We start from the raw sequence: 5,342 nt of genomic DNA, 5'->3' as shown, positions 1-5,342 counted from the left end.
TCCTCCCCCGCCAGGGGGAGGTGGCGCCGAAGGCGACGGAGGGGGAGGGCGGCTGCGCCTTTGAGCCTGGGGCCGGTCGCTTCCTCCCCCTTCGTCAGCTGCGCTGACACCTCCCCCTTCCGGGGGAGGATTGAACGCTCAAAAATCCACCGACAGCGATGCCCGCACCGTCCGCGGCCCACCCTGCAGCAGCGCCTGGCTGAACGCATCGTACGCCGACGCCCAATAGCGCGCATTGGCGACGTTATCGACGCCCACGCGCAGCGTCAGCGGCTTGTCGCCCGCCGCAAAGACATAACGCGCGCCGACATCGAACCGCGTCCAGTCGTCCAGTTCCAGCGTGTTGGCGATGTTCACCGCCTGCGGCCCGGTATGCACCACGCGTCCGGTCAGCGTCAGGCCGGGGACGAAGCCCATGTCCCATTCGGCGTTCAGGTTCGCGGTGTATTCCGGCACGCCCTGCGCACGATTGCCCTCGTTCGCGCCGCCCAGCGTCTCGCGCAGCTTCGCGTCGACCACCGTGCCGCCACCGATCAGGCGCAGCCCCGGCGCGACCTCACCGGCAAAGCTCAGCTCGATCCCGCGATTGCGCTGCTTGCCGAACAGGCCATAGACCTGACGCCCCGCCGTCCCGGTCGGCACCGCATAGGCGGTCGGTAGGTCGATCTGGAACAGCGCCAGGCTGGCGTCGAACCCGCCGATGCGCAGCTTGCCGCCGACCTCATATTGCACCGACTTGGTCGGGGCGAGCACCTCGCCCGAATTGACCAGCAGCGGGTCGATCGGTGCGGTCGGGCCTTGTTGCAGCCCCTCGATCCGGTTGGCGAACAGCGACACGCCGGTAACCGGCTTCACCACTACACCGACCACCGGGGTCACCGCGCTTTCGTCATAGGTCGTGTCGAGCAGCCCGCCATTATAGGCGTTATACGCCTTCACCCGGATCGACTGGAGGCGGAGGCCCCCCGTCACCAGCAGGCGGTTGTCGAACAGTCCGACCGTGTCCGACGCATAGACGCTCCACAGCCGGGTGCGGCTGATCGGGAACGGATCGTCCAGATCGCCGCCGACGAACGCCGATGCCGGGATCGCCGCCAGCGTCGGGCTGTAGAGGTTGGTCGCGAACCCCGCGAAGCCGGGGCCATAGAGGAAGTCGAACGCGTTGCGGTTCACCTGCCAGGCGATGTTGCCGCCCAGGTTGAACTCATGCGTCACCGCCTGACCCAGCTTGACGCGCAGCCCGGCCTCGATCGCTTCGTTATTGTCGGTGCGCGGCACGTACAGCGCATTGCCATTCGCCGCGCCGGTGGTGGCGTTCAGGATGGTGATGCCGCCGTAAATGCCCTCTTCCATGCCGTCGCGCGCGCCTGCGCTGGCATAGACCATTGCATTGTCCGCGACGTCATATTCAATCCGCGCCACGCCGAACACGTCGCGCATGTCGGTATAGGTCCAGGGCTGGGCATAGTTGGCGTCGGCTTCCGGCACCCGCGGGACGACGGCGGTGCCTACCGTCACCTTGGGGCGCAGCCCGTCCACTTCGACCCGCTGATAGCCCAAGTCCAGCGACGCGCGCACCCGCTCGCCGCGCCAGTCGAACGCAGCGCCCAGCACGGCGGTGCGGCGGAACTCGCCTTCGACCGCCACGTCACCGCTGCGGAACGCGCCGTTGACGCGCACCCCGAACGACCCGTCGCCAAAACGGCGCGCGACGTCGAAGCTGCCACCGAAATGCCGGTCGCCGATATAGCTGGCGGTCGCGCGGGTCAGGTCACGGCCGGCGCGCTTCAGCTGCAGGTTGACGCTCCCGCCGATCCCCGACCCGCCCGGCGCCGCACCGTTCAGAAATGCCGAGGCGCCGTTCAGCACCTGCACGCTCTCGAACAATTCGGGCGCGACCAGCTGGCGCGGCGCGATGCCGTACAGGCCGTTCAGCCCGACATCGTCGCCGAACAGCTGAAAGCCGCGGATCACGAACTGCTCCGAAGCATTGCCAAAGCCATAGCTGGTTCGGATCGTCGGATCATTCTCCAGCAGCGCGCCCAGCGTCAGCGGCTGCTGGTTGAGGATCAGCGCTTCGTTGTACGAGCGGACGACGAACGGCACGTCCTCCGCCTTCTTGTTGCCCAGCGCGCCCAGATCGCCTTCGCCGGTCACTGCGCTGGCATTCTCGCGCTGCGCCTGGATCACGACCTCGTCGTCCTGCGCCAGGGCAGGGGTGGCGATCGCGGCAAGCGAGGCGGTGGCAAGGATCAGGCGCTTCATTTGTCTATCCATTTGTCTAGGGTTCAGGAACGGCGCAGCCAGCTGCGCAGGAAGATGAGGACGGGAAGGGCGAGCAGCAGCGACGCGGCCGCATCGCGCCACCCGTCGCCGGTCAGGCCAAGGATCAGGCCCGCCAGGCTCGCGACCAGCAACAACGCAGGCACGGCGAGCACGCTGGCTGCGCGCTGCGGACCGATCCGGCGCGACGCGTTCACGATCCGGCTCCGGCATGGACGATCTCGTCCACCGCGCGCTCGGTCCCGCGCGCGCCCTTGCCCAGCCACAGCTGCAGCCCGCTCCACAGCACCCAGATCGTTGCCAGCGTCAGGATCGCCCACAGGATCTTGAGCGCGATCCCGCCATAATTGCCAAAGTGCAGCGGCTTGGACAGCATCAGCGCCTGGGTGAATGCCGGCATCGACGCGGTATCGGCCAGCTTCGCAGTCTCGGCATCGACCAGCGCAGGCGTCAGCACATGGCTGGTCAGCGGCGTATCGCCCTGAAAGAAGATCGCATAGTGCCGCCCGCTGCTCCACCCGCCGCCGGGAAAGCCGATGAACTGCGGCGACACGCCCGGCAGCGCGGTCTGCGCCGCCGCCATCGCTGCATCGACCGAGGCATAGTTGGCGGGCGCGACCGGTCGGTCACCACCATGCGCTGCGACCATTTCCTTCAGCTGCCCCTCGCGCCAGCTATAGGTCAGCGGATCGGCAAAGGCGTTGATCACGCCCGTCACCCCGACCACCAACGCCCAGCCCAGCGTCACGACGCCGAGCAGGTTGTGCGTATCGAGCCGCTTGACCCGCTTGCTCCGCGTCTTGCGTAGCGTCCCGAACCGCAACCGCCGCATGAACGGGACATAGAGGACGACGCCGGAGAAGATCGCGAGCACGAACAGCGCGCCCATCACGCCCAGAAACAGCATTCCCGGCAGACCCAGAAACAGGTCGGTATGCAGCTTGAGCAGGAAGTGCATCACGCCCTCCTCGCGGATCTCGCCCGCGCTCTCACCGGTCGTGCGGTTGTAGGAAAACAGCCGCATCTGCGCTTCCGGCGCATCCGGGGTCGGCCCGGTAGTGACGGTCAGGATCGGATTGTCGTGGCTGAACCCGACAAACAGCGGCACTCCGCCCCCGCCCTCGGCAATCGCCTTGGCGATCAGCGTATCGAGCGGAACGCCGCCCTGTGCTGACGGCACGCCCTGCATCGCCGCCGCCGCATCATGCTCGGTCAGCGCCTCGATCTCGTCATGGAAAATCAGCGGCAGCCCGGTAACGCACAGCATCAGCAGGAATGCGGTGCACAGGATGCTCGACCACTTATGGATCAGGAACCAGGCCTTGATCGTCGAGCGGGACACGGTGCGCGGCTTTCCTCGGCAAAACGGAACGCCGCGCGCCTAACCCGCCTCGCTGACACTGTCAATGCGAGGCATTCGCATTTGCAATCGCTAGACGCTCTGCCACGTCGCCGGCGCAACCCCGTCGAGCGTCCAGTCACCCACGCGCCAGCGCACCAGCCGCAGCGTCGGGTGCCCCACCGCCGCCGTCATCCGCCGCACTTGTCGGTTGCGCCCCTCGGTGATCGTCAGCGCGATCCAGCAGTCGGGCACACTCTTGCGGAACCGTACCGGCGGGTCGCGCGGCCAGATCGCGGGCGGGTCGATCCGCTCGGCCAGCGCCGGGCGAGTCACCCCATCCTTCAGCAGAACGCCGGTGCGCAGCGCCGCCAGCGCCGCATCGTCGGGCTCCCCCTCGACCTGCGCCCAATAGGTCTTTGGCATCTTGTGTTTCGGGTCCGCGATCCGCGCCTGCAGCCGCCCGTCATCGGTGAGCAGCAGCAACCCCTCGCTGTCCCGGTCCAGCCGCCCGGCGGGATAGACCCCCGGTACGTCGATATAATCGGCCAGCGTCGGATGCCCGCTGCCCTCATCGGTGAATTGCGACAGCACGCCCCACGGCTTGTTGAACAGGATCAGCTGCGTCATGCCCCCGCTTACGCCGATGGCGGCGCGGGCGGTAGCACGATCTCGCAGCTGGTTGGGCGTGCCCCGGCACGGAACCGGTATTGGCTGCCGGCGGGCACCTGCACACGCCGCCGCGATCCATCCGGCCACGTGTAGCGAATGACCAGGTCGTTGGGCCGTCGGCACGCGCGCGGTTGGGGTCCGCTGGCGCATTGCACGACGCCGGGGCCGGTGGTCATGTCGATCATCCCGCTGGCATGGATGGTCGCGTCGGCGCGGGTTGCACCGGCCTCGACCAGTTCGGCGAAACGCGCCTCGCTGAGTTCGGGGCAGGGGTCGCCCTTGGCATGCGGGCCGGAAAAGCCGCCACACCCGCTCAGCGCTACCATCATCGTCAGGCCCAGTGCCGCCCGCATGGTCCGCGCCCTCCCCGTCGCAACAGGCTATGCCGGGATCTGCCGCTGGACAAGCGCTGCCGGCATCGCCACCTCAGCCACGATGTCCCGTCGCCGCCTGCTCACCCCCGGAGAAATCGCGCTCGCCCGCAGCGTGTTCGGCGACGCGATCGCCTATGCCAAGGCCGGGGTCGCCAACCGCAAATGGATCTTCTTCCAGCCGCGCAACGTGACCATGGCTCCGCTGGGGTGCATTCATTTCCACCCCAAGGGGACCGCGTACCGCGAGGACTTCTCCACCGCCGCGCTCGGCCTGCAGGCGCATTTCATCCATGAAATGACGCATGTGTGGCAGCATCAGCGCGGCATCTTCCTCCCCCTGCGCCGCCACCCGTTCTGCCGCTACGACTATGCGATCAAGCCCGGCTGGACGCTCGAGCGTTACGGGATCGAGCAGCAGGCGGAGATCGTCGCCCACGCCTTTCTGCTCGCGCGCGGAGCGTCGGTTCCCGGAGCGCCGCCACGCGCGGTCTATCAGGCGATCCTGCCCTTCACGCCCGCCTGACCCGTGTCACTGCGGCCGCTCGGTCGTGTTGTCCCGCAACGATTGCCCGGGTTCGCTGCTCCGCGCCTGCGGTGGCGGCGCAACCCGCACCGGTGGCGGTGCCGGCCGCGTCTCGCCCTGCGGCTGGGGCTGGGGCCGCCATTGCGGGGCC

6 protein-coding genes are annotated in these 5,342 nt (G+C 68.1%); 1 reads left to right on the top strand and 5 read right to left on the bottom strand.

Translation table 11 applies throughout. The annotated features are described in order from the left end of the window. Positions 1-138: 138 nt before the first annotated feature. The 5 genes from AX681_RS16830 to AX681_RS16810 all read right to left on the bottom strand — a co-directional run bounded on the left by AX681_RS16830 (position 139) and on the right by AX681_RS16810 (position 4,647). Positions 139-2,265, bottom strand: coding sequence for a TonB-dependent receptor (locus tag AX681_RS16830; protein ID WP_231733864.1), 2,127 nt, complete (start codon positions 2,263-2,265; stop codon positions 139-141). A 23-nt stretch (positions 2,266-2,288) separates the two neighbouring features. Next, positions 2,289-2,480 (bottom strand): hypothetical protein, encoded by a 192-nt coding sequence (locus AX681_RS16825; protein WP_066664874.1) that lies wholly within the window; start codon positions 2,478-2,480, stop codon positions 2,289-2,291. After that, positions 2,477-3,625 carry a PepSY-associated TM helix domain-containing protein gene (locus tag AX681_RS16820; protein ID WP_066664875.1) on the bottom strand — a complete coding sequence of 383 codons (1,149 nt, stop codon included), beginning with the start codon at positions 3,623-3,625 and terminating at the stop codon, positions 2,477-2,479. The genes AX681_RS16825 and AX681_RS16820 overlap by 4 nt, the downstream gene beginning before the upstream one ends. A gap of 90 nt (positions 3,626-3,715) precedes the next feature. Beyond that, positions 3,716-4,252, bottom strand: a complete 537-nt coding sequence (locus tag AX681_RS16815; RefSeq protein WP_066664877.1) for an rRNA large subunit pseudouridine synthase E — start codon at positions 4,250-4,252, stop codon at positions 3,716-3,718. A gap of 8 nt (positions 4,253-4,260) precedes the next feature. Continuing rightward, positions 4,261-4,647, bottom strand: a complete 387-nt coding sequence (locus tag AX681_RS16810; RefSeq protein WP_066664880.1) for a hypothetical protein — start codon at positions 4,645-4,647, stop codon at positions 4,261-4,263. A gap of 82 nt (positions 4,648-4,729) precedes the next feature. On the opposite strand from AX681_RS16810, the gene AX681_RS16805 reads away from it, so the two are divergent. After that, positions 4,730-5,191 (top strand): vgr related protein, encoded by a 462-nt coding sequence (locus AX681_RS16805; RefSeq protein WP_066664882.1) that lies wholly within the window; start codon positions 4,730-4,732, stop codon positions 5,189-5,191. The last annotated feature ends 151 nt before the right edge of the window (positions 5,192-5,342 follow it).

Source organism: Sphingomonas sp. CCH9-E2, assembly GCF_001557215.1.
In the GTDB taxonomy this organism is placed as follows: Bacteria; Pseudomonadota; Alphaproteobacteria; order Sphingomonadales; family Sphingomonadaceae; genus Sphingomonas.
The sequence above is the reverse complement of the archived record's forward strand: the minus strand, read 5'-3'. Positions and strand labels throughout refer to the sequence as shown.